The 19,811-nt window shown below is 62.9% G+C and carries 14 protein-coding genes and 2 tRNA genes; 9 read left to right on the forward strand and 7 right to left on the reverse strand.

Going from position 1 to position 19,811, the window contains the following annotated elements:
- Positions 1-158: 158 nt before the first annotated feature.
- The 3 genes from BG22_RS03085 to BG22_RS03095 all read left to right on the forward strand — a co-directional run bounded on the left by BG22_RS03085 (position 159) and on the right by BG22_RS03095 (position 4,973).
- A complete protein-coding gene (locus BG22_RS03085) occupies positions 159-2,834 on the forward strand; it encodes an FHA domain-containing protein (RefSeq protein ID WP_140493102.1) in 2,676 nt (891 codons plus the stop codon).
- Between the two features lie 137 nt (positions 2,835-2,971).
- On the forward strand, positions 2,972-4,306 hold the full coding sequence (locus BG22_RS03090) for a hemolysin family protein (RefSeq protein WP_140493105.1): 1,335 nt from the start codon (positions 2,972-2,974) through the stop codon (positions 4,304-4,306).
- A gap of 187 nt (positions 4,307-4,493) precedes the next feature.
- Positions 4,494-4,973, forward strand: a complete 480-nt coding sequence (locus tag BG22_RS03095; protein ID WP_094667416.1) for a Dps family protein — start codon at positions 4,494-4,496, stop codon at positions 4,971-4,973.
- A 532-nt stretch (positions 4,974-5,505) separates the two neighbouring features.
- Here the strand turns inward: BG22_RS03095 and BG22_RS03100 are convergent.
- Positions 5,506-6,255, reverse strand: coding sequence for a SprT family zinc-dependent metalloprotease (locus BG22_RS03100; protein ID WP_140493108.1), 750 nt, complete (start codon positions 6,253-6,255; stop codon positions 5,506-5,508).
- 301 nt (positions 6,256-6,556) lie between these two features.
- Here BG22_RS03100 and BG22_RS03105 point away from each other — a divergent pair.
- The 3 genes from BG22_RS03105 to BG22_RS03115 all read left to right on the forward strand — a co-directional run bounded on the left by BG22_RS03105 (position 6,557) and on the right by BG22_RS03115 (position 8,063).
- Positions 6,557-6,630: transfer RNA gene (locus BG22_RS03105), tRNA-Ile, on the forward strand.
- A gap of 41 nt (positions 6,631-6,671) precedes the next feature.
- Positions 6,672-6,744 (forward strand) — tRNA-Ala (locus BG22_RS03110).
- 344 nt (positions 6,745-7,088) lie between these two features.
- Complete coding sequence (locus BG22_RS03115; protein WP_140493111.1) at positions 7,089-8,063, forward strand: DUF5692 family protein; 975 nt, start codon at positions 7,089-7,091, stop codon at positions 8,061-8,063.
- 641 nt (positions 8,064-8,704) lie between these two features.
- Here BG22_RS03115 and gnd read toward each other — a convergent pair.
- The 3 genes from gnd to BG22_RS03130 form a co-directional block, all read right to left on the reverse strand.
- The gene (gene gnd / locus BG22_RS03120) at positions 8,705-9,580 is read right to left on the reverse strand and encodes a phosphogluconate dehydrogenase (NAD(+)-dependent, decarboxylating) (RefSeq protein WP_140493114.1); all 876 of its coding nucleotides are present in this window, start codon (positions 9,578-9,580) and stop codon (positions 8,705-8,707) included.
- Positions 9,581-9,680: 100 nt separating this feature from the next.
- On the reverse strand, positions 9,681-11,009 hold the full coding sequence (locus BG22_RS03125) for a GntP family permease (RefSeq protein ID WP_094667420.1): 1,329 nt from the start codon (positions 11,007-11,009) through the stop codon (positions 9,681-9,683).
- A gap of 262 nt (positions 11,010-11,271) precedes the next feature.
- Positions 11,272-11,817: a gluconokinase gene (locus tag BG22_RS03130; RefSeq protein ID WP_094667421.1), complete on the reverse strand. Its 546-nt coding sequence runs from the start codon at positions 11,815-11,817 to the stop codon at positions 11,272-11,274.
- Between the two features lie 228 nt (positions 11,818-12,045).
- Between BG22_RS03130 and BG22_RS03135 the strand changes: the two genes are divergently transcribed.
- The gene (locus BG22_RS03135; protein WP_140493117.1) at positions 12,046-12,897 is read left to right on the forward strand and encodes a FadR/GntR family transcriptional regulator; all 852 of its coding nucleotides are present in this window, start codon (positions 12,046-12,048) and stop codon (positions 12,895-12,897) included.
- A gap of 158 nt (positions 12,898-13,055) precedes the next feature.
- On the opposite strand, the gene BG22_RS03140 is transcribed toward BG22_RS03135, so the two are convergent.
- The 3 genes from BG22_RS03140 to BG22_RS03150 form a co-directional block, all read right to left on the reverse strand.
- Positions 13,056-14,438, reverse strand: a complete 1,383-nt coding sequence (locus BG22_RS03140) for a pyridoxal phosphate-dependent aminotransferase (protein WP_140493185.1) — start codon at positions 14,436-14,438, stop codon at positions 13,056-13,058.
- Between the two features lie 408 nt (positions 14,439-14,846).
- Positions 14,847-15,572 carry a vWA domain-containing protein gene (locus BG22_RS03145; RefSeq protein ID WP_258186177.1) on the reverse strand — a complete coding sequence of 242 codons (726 nt, stop codon included), beginning with the start codon at positions 15,570-15,572 and terminating at the stop codon, positions 14,847-14,849.
- Between the two features lie 119 nt (positions 15,573-15,691).
- A complete protein-coding gene (locus BG22_RS03150; RefSeq protein ID WP_140493120.1) occupies positions 15,692-16,942 on the reverse strand; it encodes a macro domain-containing protein in 1,251 nt (416 codons plus the stop codon).
- Between the two features lie 268 nt (positions 16,943-17,210).
- On the opposite strand from BG22_RS03150, the gene BG22_RS03155 reads away from it, so the two are divergent.
- Together BG22_RS03155 and gdhA are read left to right on the forward strand one after the other, a co-directional pair.
- Positions 17,211-17,645, forward strand: a complete 435-nt coding sequence (locus BG22_RS03155; RefSeq protein ID WP_094667424.1) for an Lrp/AsnC family transcriptional regulator — start codon at positions 17,211-17,213, stop codon at positions 17,643-17,645.
- A gap of 198 nt (positions 17,646-17,843) precedes the next feature.
- The gene (gene gdhA, locus BG22_RS03160) at positions 17,844-19,190 is read left to right on the forward strand and encodes an NADP-specific glutamate dehydrogenase (protein WP_140493123.1); all 1,347 of its coding nucleotides are present in this window, start codon (positions 17,844-17,846) and stop codon (positions 19,188-19,190) included.
- Positions 19,191-19,811: the final 621 nt, after the last annotated feature.

The raw sequence follows: 19,811 nt of genomic DNA on the forward strand, positions 1-19,811 counted from the left end.
GGGGCTATGCCAAGGCGATGCTGCGGCCAGGCGATATGCGCATGCACAAGGGCAGCGTGGCCCGGCGGAACACCTATGGGCACCGCTGCCTTGCACCGGGTCGATAATGCGGGGATGATGGTGAGTATCGAGAGAAGACCATCGGAAGAAGCCGCATCATGCCACCTGCGCTTACCGTCTACTATGGCTCGACCAGATACGTCGCCAGCCCGAAACACACCGTTATCATCGGACGCGCATCCGATTGCGATCTGGTGATTCCCAATCCGTACGTCTCGCATCATCATGCGCGCATCACTTGGACCGAGGACGGATGGCTGCTTGAGGATATGGGCAGCGCCAACGGCCTGTCCATCCGCGGCATGCATACCCGCTCGGTACTGCTGACCTCGACCACCACCGTGATGCTGGCCCGCAACGCCACGCTCACCTGTGTGGTGGGCGACCCGGCACCGGCGGCGGCGCAGATGCCGTCTGCGGCGCCCGTTGCGCAGGCGCAGACGGTACAGGCACATGCGGTACAGGCGCAGGCGACGCAGGTACGCATAACACAGCCGCAAACCGCACAAACGCCAGCCGCACAGGCGCCCGCCGCACCAGCCAAGCAGGTGCCTGTCGCCGGGCCGAAACCGTCGATTCCGGCCCGACCGGCATCATCACCGACACCGACCGCATCAGCGGCATCGGTCGTGCGTCCGCCGATTCCGCCGGACGACAGGCAGCCAACGGCAAATCGCCGACCCGATCAGGTCAGTCATGTGACCCGGCCCACCGCCATCAGCAAATCCAGCACCCCGTCTGGCGCCGCCCCAAGCACCGTGCTGGCGGGCAGCACGCAGGCGGCCCATCTGGAATCACAGCTCACCGCGCATCGCGTCACCGGCGCATTCGACCCGGCCCATGATCGGGAGGGCACGCTCGGCCGCGACGAATCCTGCACGATCCGCATCAATGACTACCTCGTCTCCCGTCGGCACTGCTCGCTGGCATCCACGAGCAACGGCATCCTGCTGACCGACCTCGACTCCGCCAACGGCACGTACGTCAACGGGCGTCGCGTGGCCAAGATCTGGCTGGAGGAGGGCGATCTGGTCACGGTGGGTAACACCGACCTCATCGTGCACGACGGCGTGCTGCGCGACCGCGAGCCGCTGACCGGTACGGATGCGGTGATCGCCGAGAACGTGGGCCTGACCGTCGGCAACGGCACGCGTCTGCTCAAAGGCATCAACGCAGTGTTCGCCAAAGGCACGCTGACCGCGGTGATCGGCCCCTCGGGCGCCGGCAAGACCACGTTCACGTCCATCGTGGCGGGTCTCAACGCGCCGACCGAAGGCCATGTGCTGTTCGATGGCTACGACGTGCAGCAGAACATCGAACTGCTGCGCAGCCGTATCGGTTTCGTGCCGCAGGACGACGTGGTGCATCGCAAGCTCACCGTGGACGCCGCCCTCGAATACGCCGCCAAACTGCGTCTGCCGGGCTCCACCAAGGCCGAACGCACCGAGATCATCAACCACGTACTGGACGAACTGGAACTCACCGGCCGACGCGGCAACCGCGTGGACCAACTATCCGGCGGCCAGCGCAAGCGCGTCTCCACCGCCATCGAGCTGCTCACCAGCCCCGAACTGCTCATCCTCGACGAACCGACCTCCGGCCTCGACCCTGCCCTGGACCTCACGGTGATGACCATGCTGCGCCAGTTGGCGGACGCCGGCCGCGTGGTAATCGTGGTGACCCATTCGCTGGCGTACATCAACAAGCTGTGTGACAACGTGCTCATGCTCGCCCCCGGCGGCAAACCGGCGTTCTTCGGCACAGTCGCCGAACTCGGCCAGGCCTTCCACGGTCAGGAGTGGGCGGATATCTTCACCGCGGTCGCGTCCGACCCCGACCGTGTGTATTCGATCACCGAGCCGCGCAAACGCACGCAGCAGGCCAAGCGAACCATCCGCGAGCACCCCGAGCACGAAAAGCCCGCCAAGCCGTTCCGCATCAAGCAGACGGTAACGCTGGTGGCCCGGCAGCTGCATCTCATCGCCGCCGACCCGGGCCTGCTCATCTTCCTGGTACTGCTGCCACTGTTCTTGGGGTTGCTCTCACTCGTGGTGCCCGGCTCGCACGGTCTGGGTGAACCGGACTTCAAGGACGCCGCCACCGAACCGAACCAGCTGCTCTCGCTTATCATCCTGGGCGCCTGCTTCATGGGTTCGGCGCTGTCCGTAAGGGATATCGTCTCCGAACGCACAATCTACGACCGCGAGCGCGCGGTGGGCCTCTCCCCCACGTCGTACACCGGCTCGAAGCTCATCGTCATGGGATTGCAGACGCTGCTGCAGGCCGCGCTGCTGGTCACGGCGATCAGTCTGGGCAAGCCGCATCCGGACCACGGCGTGCTCACCGACTCGGGCATCCCCGAGCTGGTGATGGTGGTCTGGCTCACCGCGTGGGCCTCGGCCATGCTGGGCGAGGTGGGTTCCGCGCTGGTCAAGTCCGGCGAGCAGACCATGCCGCTGCTGGTGATTCTGGTGATGGCGCAGCTCGTCTTCTCGGGCGGCATGATCCCGGTGACCGGGCGCGACGGTCTCGAACAGGTGAGCATGGTCTTCCCCGGCCGCTGGGGCTTCTCCGCGGCCGCTTCGGATATCGACCTCAACGGCCTGCTATATGGCCCCACCAAGGTGCCGACCTTCAAGAAGGACGACCTGTGGGAACACGCGACCGACCAATTCTGGTTCGATCTGGGCATCCTTGCGCTCATGGTGCTGGTGTTTACCGTGGTGTTGCGCGTGTGCGTGAGCAACGCGGCCGCCAAACTGCGGCATCGGTGACGGGCGCGGGGCAACGCTAACCGGCGCGGTAGCGATGGCGTGACGACGATGGAGGTTGACGGGCGCGGGCTGCGACGGCAACGGGCAACAGGCTACGGTGACCGGCATTGACGCCCCGCTCCCCTAGAGTGGGGCGTATGTCACTTGGCTTGAATATCCTCCTGATCTTTGTGTTTCTGCTCCTCGGCTCGGTGTTCTCCGGCACCGAGCTCGCGCTGGTCTCGCTGCGCGGCTCGCAGATCGAACAGATGGAGCAGGAGGATGCGCGCGGCGCCAAGGTCGCGAAAATCGCGCGCGATCCGAACACCTTCCTGTCCACCGTGCAGATCGGCGTGACGCTGTGCGGCTTCCTGTCCGCCTCGTTCGGTGCCTCCTCGATTTCCCCGTATCTGATTCCCGTGGTGGAGGGCTGGGGTGTGCCGACCGGCATCGCCGGCGGTCTGGTGAACATCGTGCTCACGCTAATCATCTCCTACTGCTCCATCGTGATTTCGGAGATGGTGCCCAAGCGCATCGCCATGCAGCGTACCGAGCAGATCGCACGCGCCGTGGTGCCCGCCATCGACGCGTTCGCCACGATCTGCCGCCCGATCATCTGGCTCATCGGCAAGAACACGAACGGCATCGTGCGCGTGCTCGGATTCGACCCTCAGCAGACCGAATCCGAGGTGTCCGACGACGAGCTGCGCGTGCTGGTCAGCTCGAACACCAACCTCTCGAAGGACGAACGCACGATCTTGGACGACGTGTTCGACGCCTCCGAGACCATCGTGGCCGAGGTCATGCGTCCCCGCGCCGACGTGGTGTTCATCGAGGGCGACCAGCCCATCGCCGACGCCGCAGCGTTCGTGCGCAATCAGCCGTACTCCCGCTACCCGGTGACCGGTAAGGATTTCGACGACGTGATCGGTTTCGTGCATGTGCGCGACCTGCTGGACGTGCGCGACCCGAACGCCAAGACCGTGCGCGACGTGGTGCGCGAGGGCATCTCCCTGCCCGGTACCTCCAAGCTGCTGCCCTCGCTCGAGCTGTTGCGTAAGCGCGGCATCCATCTGGCCGTGGTCATCGATGAGTACGGCGGCACGGACGGCATCGTCACACTGGAGGATATGACCGAGGAGCTCGTGGGCGACATCCGCGACGAATACGACCTGCCCACCGAAAAGGGCGGCGAGCGCACGTCCCGGACGGTGTTCGTCAACGGCGTGGCCACCATCGACGCGAGCATGACGATCGAGGACTTCGCCGATCTGACCGGCATCGAACTGGAGGACGGCCCGTACGAGACCGTGGCCGGCTACTTCCTCGCGCACACCGGCAGGATGGGCACGGTGGGTGACGTGCTGCATTCCGACGACGGCTACGACATGGTGGTCGCCAAGGTGGACGGCCGCCGCATCGAGACCATCGACGTCCGCCGCGCCGGCGCCGCAGAGGGGCAGCCCGCCGAATCGGCCGAGACGAAAGCCTGATCGCTCTGGTTTCTCGGGCTTTCCGAGCTTCCTTACTGGCTGGCCCTCTTTGTCTGGGAGGACCGGCCCAGCCAAACCCCTCCTTTCGCCGTTCGTCCGATGTTCTTCTGCCGTTCGGCACGCCGCATAACACGGCCGCGTAGACTGAAGGGACCGTTCTATGAACGCGAAAAGGAAGGAAACAATCATGACACTTGCATTTGTGGTCCCCGGTCTCGATGAGGCGACCAGCGAAAAGGCCATCGCCATTCTGCAGAACCGTCTGAGCCAGGAACAGGAGGCCGCTCTGGTCCTCAAGCACGCGCACTGGAACGTGACCGGCCCGAACTTCATCGCCGTGCACGAGATGCTCGACCCGGAGGTTGAATCCGTGCTGGCCCAGGCCGATGAGACCGCCGAGCGCATCGCCACGCTGGGCGGCACGCCGGACGGTCGCGCCGACGCCATCGTGCGCAACCGTACCTGGAAGCCGTTCGATACGGATGGCCGCGTCGGCACCGAAAAGTACCTTGAGGCGCTCATCGAGTACTACGACGCCTTCATCGCCGATGATCGCAAGGCCATCGCCGAGCTGGACGAGCTGGATGTCATCAGCTCCAACGTCATCCAGGACCACGTCCAGCAGCTCGAAAAGTTCCAGTGGTTCATGCGCAGCCACCTCGCGTGACGCCGCGTAATCACAGGTATTCCGATAGCACGTCGCTGTGTGAAGGTGCTGATTCAGGTCAGCACCTTCACACAGCGACTCTATACAGCGTCCCTAAACAGTGATTCTGCACAACGGCTCTATGAAAAGCGCCGCCATACAATCATCGGATGCATCTGCGCTTGCACATGGCCCCCTCTCTGAGGGGAGCTGTCAGCAAAGCTGGCTGAGGGGAGTCCCCGGCACGGGCAACACGTATTAATGATTGGGTTTCCCTTGAAAATCCACATTTCATGAGCGAGTTTTCTACTATCCACAACATTTCATGAGTGACTTCTTGACTGCAAACACTATTTCATGACCGAGATTGTCGTAGCAGCTGACCGAAAAGCGTACGAAATACCGGTTTCCATGATTGGAAAACGCAGTTCAAATCCCATTTTTTGTTGGAAGTATATGAACTTGTTGCACATGGCTCCCCTCTCCGAGGGGAGCTGTCAGCAAAGCTGACTGAGGGGAGCTCTATCCCGGCATAGGAACTCCCCTCAGCCGCCTATAGCACCACGCGACGGTTGAGCTCGCGACGCAACGCCTTCCATTGCGGCAGGTAAGCCGTCATGCGGCGTTGGAAGCCCACGCCATGACCTCGTTCCCACAGATGTGTCATCTCATGGACCAGGACATATTCCAGGAATCGCGGCTCCATGAGCCCCAATTGCAGGTTCAGGCGGATACGTCCCGTCGCCGGCGTACATGAGCCCCAGCGGGAGGTCATGAGCCGCAGGGTGATGTGCGAGGGCGTCCGGCCGATTATCGGCCCCCATTTGGCCAGCAACGCCGGCAGCTGCGCGTTGATTGAGGCCGCGGCGGCGCGTTTGCGTTCGTCGGTCCAGATCGCGGTGACTTCAGCCCGTATTGGAAAGTCAGTGGATGTCGGATTAGCGGATGCCGATCCGGTGGTTGTGGGACCGGTAGATGCGTGGCCAATAGTTGTAGACCCTACGGTTGCGAATCTCGCGGAACTCCCGTCGCGAGCACCGCCATCCGTCTCCATCGCCTTGCCGGAATCGACCCCAGCGGCTGTTTCTCCCATATTCGCAAGCGCCCGATTACGGGCCTGAATCATCCGGCGACGATGCTCGTCGATCCACGCCCGCCGACCTCGCACGAAGTCGACGATCGTACGGTCGGCCATACGCCGGGGAGCGGAGATCACCACGTCGCCGTTCGGCGGTTTGATGCGGATGTACATGTTTTTGATGGGCTTACGCGCCACCTGCACTTCCAGCCCGTCAATGTTCATGCGGTTATTGTGCGGCGGCGGCCAGACACCGGCTTGGCCGCAGACGGGCGTACGGTCTGAACCTTCGCACCGGCCCAGCGCCGCAACACGTCACTTCGAGAAGGCTTGGACGGCCAACCGCCATTCGTGCGTTTCTCTCCGTTCCTTCCGCCAGCTCCGCACTAATGCGCCGCACAAATACAGCCCACCGCAAGCCTGTCCGCACGATTCGAGAAACGCGACACGCCGACGACACGCACACGTTGACATACTCGCATTCACTGGTATTGTAATCACTTGTGCGCTTTTGAAGTGCATGGACGGGCCCGTAGCTCAGCTGGTTAGAGCGCATCCCTGATAAGGATGAGGTCGGAGGTTCAAGTCCTCCCGGGCCCACAGAAAATAACAGCGGCTTTATGCCGCTATTTTTTTCTCACGGGGCTATAGCGCAGCTGGTAGCGCATCTGCTTTGCAAGCAGAGGGTCGCCGGTTCGAACCCGGCTAGCTCCACTCCCAAACCCTTGGAATTGCAACGATTCCAAGGGTTTTTCTATTTGCGTTTTCTGCTTGTTTTCATCTCAAAACAACCAAAATCGACAGAGCTAAGGATGCATGGGGTTGCTATTCCCTGACACCACCTATTCCGAGACGACAATGAACCAACGCCTCCTGCGCGATATCTCATCACACACCGCATTGACACCATGTCAAAGCGAGCGCTACAATAAGCTGCGAGAGAAATTGACGCTTTGTCAACACAGCGCGCATAGCAGCGCACAATACCTCAGACCGAGCGCCAATAGCCCGGCACCAATGAGGGCTGACGGGCGCACAGCACACAGGAAAGGACCGTTATGCTGTTTCAGGTCTACGGCGACAACGTCGTATATCAATGGATTGGATGGATTCTCGTCTTCTGCTGCCTTATCGGCGCCAACGAGCTCGCCCGACGCACCAAAGCAGGTGGCGTCATCGCCTTCCTCGTCGTACCGGCCGTCCTGACCGTCTACTTCATCACCATCTACACCGCCGCCGCCATGGGCGCGGAATGGGCGCTCAACAACCCCACATACGTGCACATGACCAGCTGGTTCCACTACGCCAAGCTATATGCCGCCACCATCGGCTGCATCGGCTTCATGGCGCTCAAATACAAGTGGGGCTCCATCGGCAAGTCGCACTGGTTCAAGTGCTTCCCGTTCGTGATCGTGGCCATCAACATCCTCATCGCCGTGGTCTCCGACTTCGAATCCGCCATCCGCGGCTGGGGCACCACCTGGATCTCCACCGAAGGCGTGACCCTGTACGGCGGCTGGCACAACGTGTTCAACGGCGTGGCCGGCATCCTCAACATCTTCTGCATGACCGGCTGGTTCGGCATCTACGCCTCCAAAAAGAAGGACGACATGCTCTGGCCGGACATGACCTGGGTGTTCATCGTGGCCTACGACCTGTGGAACTTCTGCTACACCTACAACTGCCTGCCCACCCACTCCTGGTACTGCGGTCTGGCGCTGCTGCTGGCCCCGACCGTGGCCAACTTCTTCTGGAACAAGGGCGGCTGGATTCAGAACCGCGCGTTCACGCTGGCCATCTGGTGCATGTTCGCGCAGGTGTTCCCGATGTTCCAGGACTACTCGGTGTTCTCCACGCAGTCCGTGAACAACCCGAACGTGAACCTCGTGGTTTCGCTGATCGCGCTGGTGGCCAACGTGCTCGCTCTCGGCTACATCCTCGTCCGCGCCAAGAAGCAGGGCGTCAATCCGTGGATGCAGGAGATCTTCAAGGGCACCAAGGATTACGAGCAGGCCATCGCCCGCGCAGCATAACCTCCGCCCGTGCCGGGCAGCCCGGACCGCGAACCGACTAACTCGCTTGAATGAGGTACATTCAGGTGTTTGCGGAAAGGTATCTGCCTTCCATGGGGTACCAGAACGAGGAAAACCCGAGTATAAGCGCTGATATTGCAGCGTTCATACTCGGGTTTCTTTGATTGAGGTACCCCATGGAAGGCAAATGCCTTTCCGCAACCGGACAATAGTACCCCACGCAAGGCAGATAGAGGATGCGACCAACGTCGTCCACACATCCATCCGCGAAAACCGACTGTATGTACGCGGCCCAACCAATATGCCGCGAACTTACAGTCGGTTTTCGCGTTGTTCGGGACTGTATGTACGCGGCACCCTCGTTGAGCCGCGTACATACAGTCGATTCGATGCCTAGCGTCCCCGCTTCGGAGGTTCGTTAACACATTCACTACCCATCAGGCCGCCCTTCGTGGGCCAGCGACCAAAGGGGAGCCAAATATAATGGCTCTGTTGAACCACTTTTGACATACGAGGTGAGTCAGCTGGGTTGATTTCCCAAGGAGATCAACCCAGCCAAACCCCGACCTGACCAGTCCGTGTCAATTCTGGTATAACAGAGCCAAATATAATTTCCGCCGCGGGACTCTAGAAAGCCCCAATCACGCCTTGGTGACGTGGCCACCGAACTGGGCGCGCATGGTGGAGACGACGCGCAGCGTATCATCGCCGCCGCCGCGCGAGGTCTGCCGGGCATAGAGTGCGGCCGCAGTGGCCGGGGTGGGCACACCAAGCTCAAGGGCGGCCTCAATCATCCACTTGGCCTCACCGGATTCGTTGGCCACCGGCGGCATGGACTTCAACGTCGGATCGGCCTTGAAGGCGTTGGCGAGCAGATCAAGCAGCCAGGAGCCGACCACCGAACCGGACTTCCACGAGGTCATCACCGCGGCCGGGTCGGCGATGAGTTCGGAACGCACCATGGTGGCGAAGCCTTCGCCAAACGCCTGCATCATGCCGTATTCCACGCCGTTGTGCACCATTTTGGCGAAATGGCCGCCGCCGACCGGTCCGGCCAGCACCAAGCCGTACTCGCCTTCGGGCTTCAGGGTCTCGTAAATCGGCCGCATGAACTCGAAGTCCTCCGGCGATCCGCCAACCATCAGCGCATACCCGCGGTCGATGCCCCAGACGCCGCCCGAGACGCCGCAGTCCATGAAACGGATGCCGAGCTCGGCCAGTTGCGCGGCGTGGCGGGCGTCATCCACGTAACGCGTGTTGCCGCCGTCGATAATCATGTCGCCGGCCGCCAGCAACGACGCCAGCCGGTCGATGGTGTCGTCGGTGGGCTTGCCCGCCGGCACCATGACCCACACCACGCGCGGGGCATCGAGCGCGGCGACCAGCGCTTCCAGCGAATCAACGTCACGCTCCGATTCGGGGGACATGTCGTAGCCGACGACCTGATGTCCGCCGGCTGCCAGGCGCTTGGCCATGTTGCCACCCATGCGACCGAGTCCGATCATTCCGATTTGCATTGCGAATTCCTTTCACAGCGTTGTGGTTGGGAGAAGTGGTGGAAGAAAGGGGGAGGGAGAGGGGAAGGAAGAGGAGTTGAGGGCGAGGTCGAAGGAACAATCACAAGACCAGGGAGAGGAGCATCACACAGCCGAGGCCCACCACGGACAGCACGGTCTCCATCAGCGACCAGGTTTTGAGCGTCTGGGAGACGGTCATGCCGAAGTATTCCTTGACCAGCCAGAAGCCGGCGTCGTTGAGGTGGGAGAAGAACACGGAACCGGCGCCGATGGCGAGCACGAGCAGCGCCAGATGGGTCGGGCTCATGCCGGTGGCGAGCGGCACCATGATGCCGGAGGCGGTCACGGTGGCCACGGTGGCGGAACCGGTGGCAAGGCGGATAAGCACAGCCACGAGCCAACCGGCGATCAGCGGGTTCATCGCGGATTCGGAAATGCCGTTGGCGATCACATCGCCGATGCCGGAATCCACGAGGGTCTGCTTGAAACCACCGCCGGCGGCCACGATGAACACGATGCCGGCCACGGACGCGAAGGACTTGCCGACCTCGCCGTTGATGAACTCGCGGGTGCGGCCCTGCATGAAGCCGAGCAGCACCATGGCCACCACGGCGGTGATGAACAGCGCTGTCAGCGGCGTACCGAGGAAGACCAGCGTACGGCCCCAGAGGGATTCGGTCTGCTCGGTAAGATCGACCACGGATGCGGCGAGCATCAGCACCACGGGCAGCAGGATGACGGTCATGGCCTGGGCGAAGGACGGACGCTTGGATTCATCTTTGACGGCCTCCTTCTCGGCGGCCTGCTCCGGCGCGGGGATCGGCACCCACTTGGCCATGATGCGCGACATCAGCGGGCCGGAAATGATGACGGTGGGCACGGCCACGAGCAGACCGAGGGCCAGCGTGACGCCGAGATTGGCGTTAAGGGCGGAGATGGCCACCAGCGGGCCGGGATGCGGCGGCACGAAGGCGTGCAGGGTGGACAGGCCGGCAAGGGCGGGGATGCCGAGCAGGATGACCGGCATCTTGGCGCGGCGTGCGGCGAACAGCACCACCGGGATGAGAATCACGACGCCGACCTCGAAGAACATCGGGATGCCGACGATGAACGCGATCAGCGCCATCGCCCAAGGCAGCAGCTGCAGTGGCGTCTTGGCCATAATCGTGTCCACAATCACGTCGGCGCCGCCGGAGGCGAACAGCAGCGTGCCGATGATCGAACCGAAGGCGATGAGCAGGCCCACACTGGAGACCGTGGAGCCCACGCCGGAGGTGAAGCTGTTCCAGGATTCGTCGAACGGCACGCCGGCGCAGATGGCCATGACGAACGAACCGACCATGAGGGAGATGAACGGATGGACCTTGGCGACGGCGATCAGCAGCACAATGGCGGCGATGCCAATGATGGCGGCAAGAATAAGATTCATGGGATTCCTTGCATTCGTTGGAAGGATTGAAGTTACGTTTTCGGGCTCATATCGGGCCCTGTTGCCCGAACGCAGTCATGCGAGACAGGATCGGAGGGCGGTCAGCGATTCGGGGGAGTCGGTCGGAAAGGCATCGGTATAGCCGACGGCTACCGGTGACCGATGATTACCGGCTACCGGCCGGGACCGGCAACAGACCACGGAGCGTGCCGTGGGCTACCACGTCTGAGGTTCGGAAATCCGCGGCTGGCTTCGTAGGCGATCAGGCCGCTGCGGATACCGTAGCGTCGCCGATGACCTTGGACGCCTGATATTGGCGGACGGCCTCCACGGCCTGGGCGACGACCTCGTCGATGGTGCCCTCGACCGAGACGACAACGCCGTTCTCGTCCGACTCGAGCGGCTGCAGGTCCTTGAACTGGCTGGCGAGCAGCGACGGCGGCATGAAGTGGTCCTTGCGGGCCGAAAGACGGCTGTAGATCAGCTCCTGGGAGCCGGCAAGGTGCACGAAGAATACGTCGACGTTCTCGCGCAACAGGTCGCGGTAGGCGCGCTTGAGCGCAGAGCTGGACACCACGGTGTTCTGGTGGAGCGCCTCGCGGGCCACCATCCAGGTGTTGATGACGCGCAGCCACGGCCAACGGTCCTCGTCGGTCAGTGGAATGCCGGCGCTCATCTTGTCGATGTTGGCCTGCGGATGGAAATCATCACCTTCGGCCATGACGTAGCCCAGCTGGTCGCGAATGGCTTCGGCGACCGTGGATTTGCCGCATCCGGCGACGCCCATCACTACGACGTGAATGCTCATCTGGATTGTCCTTTCAACTGCTTTGTTGAACCACAATGGTTGATGAGTATTACCATACATCTCATTCATCTTACTTGTCAAATTAAAAGTACTACTTATTTTCGGAATGGCATGACTTTTCTGACAATTATGATGAGATATAACGAAACAGCAGGCACACGATACATCGGCGAACATGGCCCGGAGCACATGGCCGCGATGACACCAGCACGCAGGGAGGGAGCAGCCATGAATGAAAGCACCAGCGACACCATCGCGACGACGCCCCCCGCCCCGGTCACCAGTCGGGCCGCACATACGGCTACGCGCCCAGCCTCAAATCCGTCCGCCAGCCCGTCCATAACTCCGACCCCCACCGCCGCGCACGTCAACCGCACCCCCGACGAGCCACACGAAAGCGCGTTGCTGCACACGGCAATCACCGACGAACTCGCCGTCGCCATGCTGGAGGACCGCTGGCCCATCGGCGAGGCCGTGACGCTGGAGGACATTCAGGAGCGGTTCTCCACCTCCCGCACGGTGGCGCGCGAGGTGGCCAAATACCTGGAGGCGATGGGCGCGGTCACCGTCCGGCGCCGCGTCGGGCTGGTGCCGCGTCCAGTAGGGGAGTGGTCGGCGCTCAATCCTCAGGTGATCCGCTGGAAACTGATGTCCGACAAGCGCAAGGAGCAGCTGCGGACCCTCACCGAGCTGCGGCTGGCGGTAGAGCCCGCGGCAGCCGCGGCAGCAGCCCGCAACGCCTCCATGGAGGCCCGTGCGCTGTTCCCCGTCATGGCCAGCGAACTACGCAAAAGCGGTGAGGCCGGCGACCTCGACACCTTCCACGACCTCGACGTTCGCTTCCACTCCTCGATCCTGCTCAGCAGCGGCAATGATCTGTTCGCATCCATGTCGGACATCATCGGCATCGTGCTCAAAGGCCGCGTGGAATTGCATATGTACCCGCAGAAGCCCAAGCCAGATGCCCTCGACGCTCACGACGCGGTGGCCGAAGGCATCTGGCGCGGCAATCCCGATCAGGCCCGCGAAGCGATGCGCACCATCGTGGACGAAGTGGCCGAATCGTTGGAACTGACGTGATCCATGGACGGCGCGGCAATATGCGATAGCCGACCGCCAGCACCGGAACTCGAAGAACGGCCGACCTTTTCCGGCCCCATATGCCGGTCCGCACCCTGTCAGCGCGCCCTTGGCTGGCTCCCCAGCAACGGAAGCCAGCCGACAAACGGTACGGCCGTCTACGCCATCACGGTCACAGGATGGTAAGACGCGCTATGGCGACCGGTGATCGGGTTCCACACCCGTTCGGCGAAAGCGAGCAGCCGCGCGATGCCCTCGCGCAGGTCATCGGCGTCGCCCGCATAGGACAGGCGCACGAAGCCGCGCCCCGCCTCGCCGAACGCCTCGCCAGGCACCACGGCCACGCGTTCCCCGTCCAAAAGACGACGTGAGAATTCGTCCGAATCGAGACCCGTGAGACGTACGTCCACAAAAGCGTAGAACGCGCCCTGCGGCTTGACGAGGCGCAGCACCGGGCAGTCAGACAATCCGTCAAGCACAATCTGCCGCTTGGCACGGTATTCCTCGCGCATCGCGGCGACGTGATTCTGCGGACCGGTCAACGCGGCCACACCGGCGTACTGGGACAGCGAATTGACCGATGAGTGCATGAGTTCGGCGATTTTGCCGGTCTGTTCGATGACGTTTTCAGGCGCCAGCAGATAGCCGATGCGCCAGCCGGTCATTGCGTAGGTCTTCGACAGGCTTTCCACCACGATCGTGCGCTCCTTCATGCCCGGCACCGCAGCGATGGAGGGCGCCACCACCGGCTTTCCATCAGCATTGCGCACGTCGTCATCACACACGTCATCATCGCCGAACACGAACGGGTGATACACCTCGTCCGCGATGGCCCAGATGCCGTGCCGCGTGCAGACCTCGGCGATACGCGCCATTTCGGCCGCCGACGTGACCGCACCGGTCGGGTTGCCTGGGGAATTGATGATCACCGCGCGGGTGCGCGGCGTGATCGCCGCCTCGATGTCCGCCGCATTGATGCGCATGCCGTTCTCGGGACGCAGCGCTACCGTGACCGGACGGCCGCCCACGAGCATCACCTCGGCGTCATACGAGGTGAAGTACGGCGAGGGGATAATCACCTCGTCGCCGGGCGCCACGATGGCTGCCAATGCCAGATACAGCCCAATCGTGGCCCCATCCACGGCCTGAATCTCGCACTCCGGATCGTAGGAAATCCCTTTCACCCGCGCGGAATACTCAGCGACGGCCCGACGGTATTCAGGGATGCCGAGCACGTTGGTGTATCGCGTATGCCCGGCGCGCGCGGCCTCGCACGCCGCTTCGACGATGTGCGGCGCAGCGGTGGCGCTCGGCTCGCCGACGGTCAGGGAGATCGCGTCCGGCACCTGCTCCACGCGATCGAACACGTCGCGGATGCCGGAACGCGGGATGGCCAACGCTGCGGGGGAGAGCGGCGGATTCACGCCGGATGCCGCAGCGGCCGGCGCATCGGAGGCCTCGCCGGAAGCCTTGCCAAGCGACGCACCAGGCGTCACTGCTGATTTCGGCTCGGACACCGTCGCGGACGACTGAACCACCATGGACAACTCGAACGCCGCGGACATCCGGGACAGGGACGCCTCGGATGACGCGAACCGCGACACGACGGACTGCTGCTGCATGATCACCCTCCTACGCTCAACAGACCCCCAGAGTCGCCATAACGGGAATTATTACGACCCAGAAACATTTCCATAGGAATTATTACACAGCAGAGCGACCATATATGTAAACATTACGTTTCCAGAAGCCTCCCATCGGAATAATGCCGAAATTTGCCCATGCGCACCGGAGTTATTCCGCCCTCGCCTCTCCGGCAACAGGCCCTCCCACGACACCTCCCACGACCCAACACCCCAACATCCCAAAGCCCCAAAGCCCCAAATGGCTTCGCCGACGGCGCGTGCGCCGAGCGGGGCGCCGAGCGACACCCCGGCGCCCCAATGGCTTCACCGGCGCGACCGCGACCGGTAATCCTCCCGAACCCCGCGCAACGCGTCCGCCGCGGCCCCGGTTGCGAGTCCATGCCCGTGACGCACGGCCGTCGCAGCACACGCCACGGCTGCGAACGAAGCTTGGACGCCCTGCCCATCCGCATGGAAATCAGCCGCGCACTCGGGCGCGATCCCGAACTCATCCGCAGTCTGAACCGCATCGATGTTGGCGCCGAGGAACACGAACTCCCAGTGGTACTTCTCGCGTTCATGCTCGATCATGCGCCGCACCTTGGCCAGCGAATATCGGCGGCTCGCATTCTCATACCCGTCGGTGATGATAACGAACAGCACATGATCGGCGCGATAGGGGGCGGCGGTGTGACGCTGCATGGCGACTACGCGGTCGATGGTGGATCCGATCGCGTCGAGCAGGGCGGTGCTGCCACGGACCCAGTAGTCGTCCGGCGTCAAGTCGCCGACCGCGTGCAGATTGATATGGTCATGCAGGGTCTCGAGGCGATTGTCGAACAGCACGGTCGTCACCGAGCAGTCGCCGGGAATCGCGCGCTGCTTGGCGAGCATGCCGTTGAATCCGCCGATGGTGTCCGATTCGAGACCTCCCATCGAGCCGCTGCGGTCCACGACGAACACCAGTTCGGTGCGGCCGCTGCCGCCGACACGCTCGCCATCGCGGGTATTGCCGATACGCTCGCCGTTGATTCCATTGCCCATCATCATGATGCGTCCTTTCGTCTCATCCCGGCGGTTTGCCGGTGATGAGACGAGCATCGCACCAGTGGACGGGCGATGGGTCGCTTCGCAAGCGACACTTCCGAACGCAACCGGACGAACGGCAGTCACTGACCAAGCAACGGCTGGTCGTACCGGAACAAGGTCTCGTTGATGACGAACACGTCGAACACGCCATGGATGATGAAGAACTCCACGATCACGTCGAATTTCACGCTGTGCGACAGCGCGTACCCGGCGCACGCCAGCAGGTCGTCCGTCTCGTCGATATCGAGCCGCAGGGCGATCGCCAGCGCGAGCACCGTCTTCTTGCCGGGCATGTACCCGTTGCCGCAGCGTATCTTCGAGAACAGCTTCCGGTTGATGTTGGCACGCTTGTACACGTCCACGTCGGAGTAGCCCTTGGCGTCGATGAGCCGCATGAGGATGACGTTGAACGGCTCATCCAGATCGGCGAGCACATCGTCCTCCGGGCCTCGTCGCGCGTCTGCCGCATTGATCGACCGGGCACCGCGCGGCTCGGGCGCGGCCATAGGCGTAGCAACGGCCGATTCGTCGGCGTCATCGAACCCTCTGGGCACCGGCGATCCAACAGCCGGCGGTTCCGTGGCCGAAGGCTCCACGGCCTCCGGTTCCTCCCCCGCCGCTTCAATCTCATCGCCAGCGGAGACGCCACCCCAGTATCCAAGCTCGCGCATCTCCTGCGCACGGTCGCTGGGCCTGCCGGAATGCTCGACGACGTAATGGTCGTCGATATACTCCCGAATCCGCCGATCCAGCTCGGTTCCGGCCGCGAAGGCCGCCTTGTCGAACACGCACAGGTACACGTCGAGGTCGTCGGAGGCATCACCAGCGGAACTACCCTCGCCGCCCACCGCGTCGGTTCCACCGTCCTCACCGGTATCGGCACCGTCACCCCGCGTACACGGCTCCTCTTCCAGAAACCGCCGGATCTCGTCGATGGCGACGCGCAACGCCTCCGCCTTCGGATACCCGTAGATGCCGCTGGAAATCAGCGGGAACGCGATGCTCTCGCACCCCAGACGCACCGCCAGCGCCAGCGAATTGCGGTAGCAGGCACGCAGCAACCTCTCCTCGTCATGGCCGCCGTCCTGCCAGATCGGCCCTGCCGTGTGAATCACGTACCGCGCGGGCAGGTCGAAGCCCGGCGTCGCCACGGCCTCACCGGTGCGGATGGGGGAGAGGCGGTCGCAGGCCTTCTGCAACCTGTGTGCTCCGGCCGCACGGAAGATCGCACCGCACACGCCGCCGCCCATAAGCAGCCTGGTGTTCGCCGCGTTGACGATGGCGTCCACCGGCATTCGCGTGATATCCTGCCTGACCAGTTGCAGCGGCATGGGAGCCTCCTTGTACGTCTATACGTCTGTGCATCCACGCATCCACGCCACACATCCACGCATTCGATGCGCCGCATTCACCTTCCGTGGACGCCGGCAGTGGACGCCTGCATATGCCCGCGAGCGTCCGCACATCCCTCTTCATAGGATATCCACCAATCCGACCAGCAGAGCAGACAGCGACAATGGGCAACAAGGCCGGCAGCGGGTACAGTGGCATCAGGAACAGCCAAGGACCGGCACACAACGCGGGAATCACGGAGGCACCATGACCGGCATCGACGACATCGACCAGCGCATCCTCACCATGCTCGAGGCCGACGGACGCGCCACGCTGGCGCAGCTGGCGCAGGAGACCGGCCTGTCCGTCTCCGCGGCCCAGTCACGCGTGCAGAAGCTGGAGAAGCGCGGAATCATCAAAGGCTACAAGGCCATCGTCGACCAGGAGCAGCGCGGCCTGCCGATCAGCGCGTTCGTCAATGTGACGCCGCTCGACTATTCCGCCGAATCGTCGATTCCGGAGAAGCTGAAGAACATCAAGGGCATCGTCTCCTGCTACTCGGTGGCCGGCGCCCCCAGTTTCGTGCTGGTGGTGCGCGTGGCGTCCCCCGGCGCGCTGGAGGAACTGCTCAACCTCATTCATCGCACAGTGCCGGTGAGCACCGAAACCACGATGATCCTGCAGACCTATTTCGCCCACTGAACCACGGAGCGACCGATGCGCGTGCGGTCGTGCATAACCGGCACGAGACAAGGCACGACGCCCGCCTGTCGCATGCGACCGACCCGCGCATGTCCACCAGTTGACTAATCCCGTACCGAACCCTTGAGCGTTTCCCGTCAACGCGCCTACAATCGGAAACGTCTTATTTGGTAGTCCAACCCAAGGGGGAGTTCCACTATGCTCACCAACGAGTATGTCAAGCGCGTCTACGAACAGGTCGAGAAGCGCGATGGCGACCAGCCCGAGTTCCTGCAGGCCGTCTACGAGGTGCTGGATACGCTCCAGCCGGTCATCGCCAAGCATCCTGAGTACGAGGCCAACGGCGTGCTGGAGCGTCTGGTGGAACCCGAGCGTCTGGTCAAGTTCCGCGTGGCCTGGGTGGACGACGCCGGCAAGGTGCAGGTCAACCGCGGCTACCGCGTGCAGTTCAACTCCGCAATCGGCCCGTACAAGGGCGGCCTGCGCTTCCACCCGACCGTCAACGAGGGCGTCATCAAGTTCCTCGGCTTCGAGCAGATTCTCAAGAACAGCCTGACCACGCTGCCGATGGGCGGCGGCAAGGGCGGCTCCGACTTCAACCCGAAGGGCAAGTCCGACGCCGAAGTCATGCGCTTCTGCCAGGCCTTCATGACCGAGCTGTGCCGTCACATCGGCCAGTTCACCGACGTTCCGGCCGGTGACATCAATGTGGGCGGCCGCGAGATCGGCTACCTGTTCGGCCAGTACAAGCGCATCCGCGACGAATACTCCGGCGTGCTGACCGGCAAGGGCCTGCAGTTCGGCGGCTCGCTGGCCCGCACCGAGGCCACCGGCTACGGCGTGTGCTACTACACCGCCGAGGCGCTGCGCGTGCTGCGCAATGATTCCTTCGAGGGCAAGACCGTGGTGGTCTCCGGCTCCGGCAACGTGGCGATCTACGCCGTGCAGAAGGCCGAGCAGCTGGGCGCCAAGGTCGTGACCGTCTCCGATTCCAACGGCTACGTCTACGATCCGGAAAGCATCAAGGTCGACGTGGTCAAGCAGATCAAGGAGGTCGAGCGCGGCCGCATCAAGGAGTACGCCGAGCGCGTGCCGGGCGCCGAGTACCACGAGGGCTGCAAGGGCGTGTGGACCGTGCCGTGCGACATCGCACTGCCGTGCGCCACCCAGAACGAGATCGACGAGGAGTCCGCCAAGGCGCTGGTCGCCGGCGGCTGCACCGTGGTGGTGGAGGGCGCGAACATGCCGTCCACTCCGGAGGCCATCGAGGTCTACAAGTCCAACGGCTTCCTGTACGGCCCGGCCAAGGCCGCGAACGCCGGCGGCGTGGCCGTCTCCGGTCTGGAGATGAGCCAGAACAGCTACCGTCTGTCCTGGACCTTCGACGAGGTGGACGCCAAGCTCAAGTCCATCATGGAGTCCATCGTCGCCGAGTCGCTGAAGGCCGCCAAGGAGTACGGCGATGAGGGTGACCTCATGGCCGGCGCGAACATCGCGGGCTTCGTCAAGGTGGCCGACGCGATGGTCGCCCAGGGCGTGCTGTGATTTGATTGTGATTCAGTGCCGTCCGCGGGAGAGCACCTCCCCGGACGGCTGGTTGTTTCGTCGGGGATTCCTCGTCGGTGCCGCTAGGCGCCGACGGCTCGGAAGGCCAATCACAGCCTTCTGAGCCCAAATTCCCAGCAAGAACAGCTTTTTCAATACTTGCCCGCCGGCATTCGAGAGCCCACAAGGCCAGCCGCGGGCGCTTACACGTCCGGCGTGTGGGGCGAATCCTCTCTGCTCCATGCGTCGGACTTTTTCGTCTCTTCATATGAGACAATTGCGGGACGAAACGTGATTATCGGGCTTTTTGCATTTCCGTCCCGCGCGCCCGTGCCACGACAGCCCGATTTCACCGCAAAATCGCGCATCGTGGCATTCACATGACTCAGCAACCCTTGCAATTACGCCGATTTCACACGCGGACGTAAAACCCAACATCGCGCCGGGTTGGGACGAAACAGCAAAAACCGCCGTTTTGTCGTTCCGTGCCGCACAACCGTGCCCCGATGACTGAATTACACCCCAAAACCACATATCGTGGCATTCATCAGAATCAACAATCGCTGCGATTCCAACGATTTCGCACAGAGACAGCGCAAACCGGCATCACAACGGGCTGGG

It is taken from the genome of Bifidobacterium sp. UTBIF-78 (assembly GCF_006408945.1).
GTDB classification, from domain to species: domain Bacteria; phylum Actinomycetota; class Actinomycetes; order Actinomycetales; family Bifidobacteriaceae; genus Bifidobacterium; species Bifidobacterium myosotis.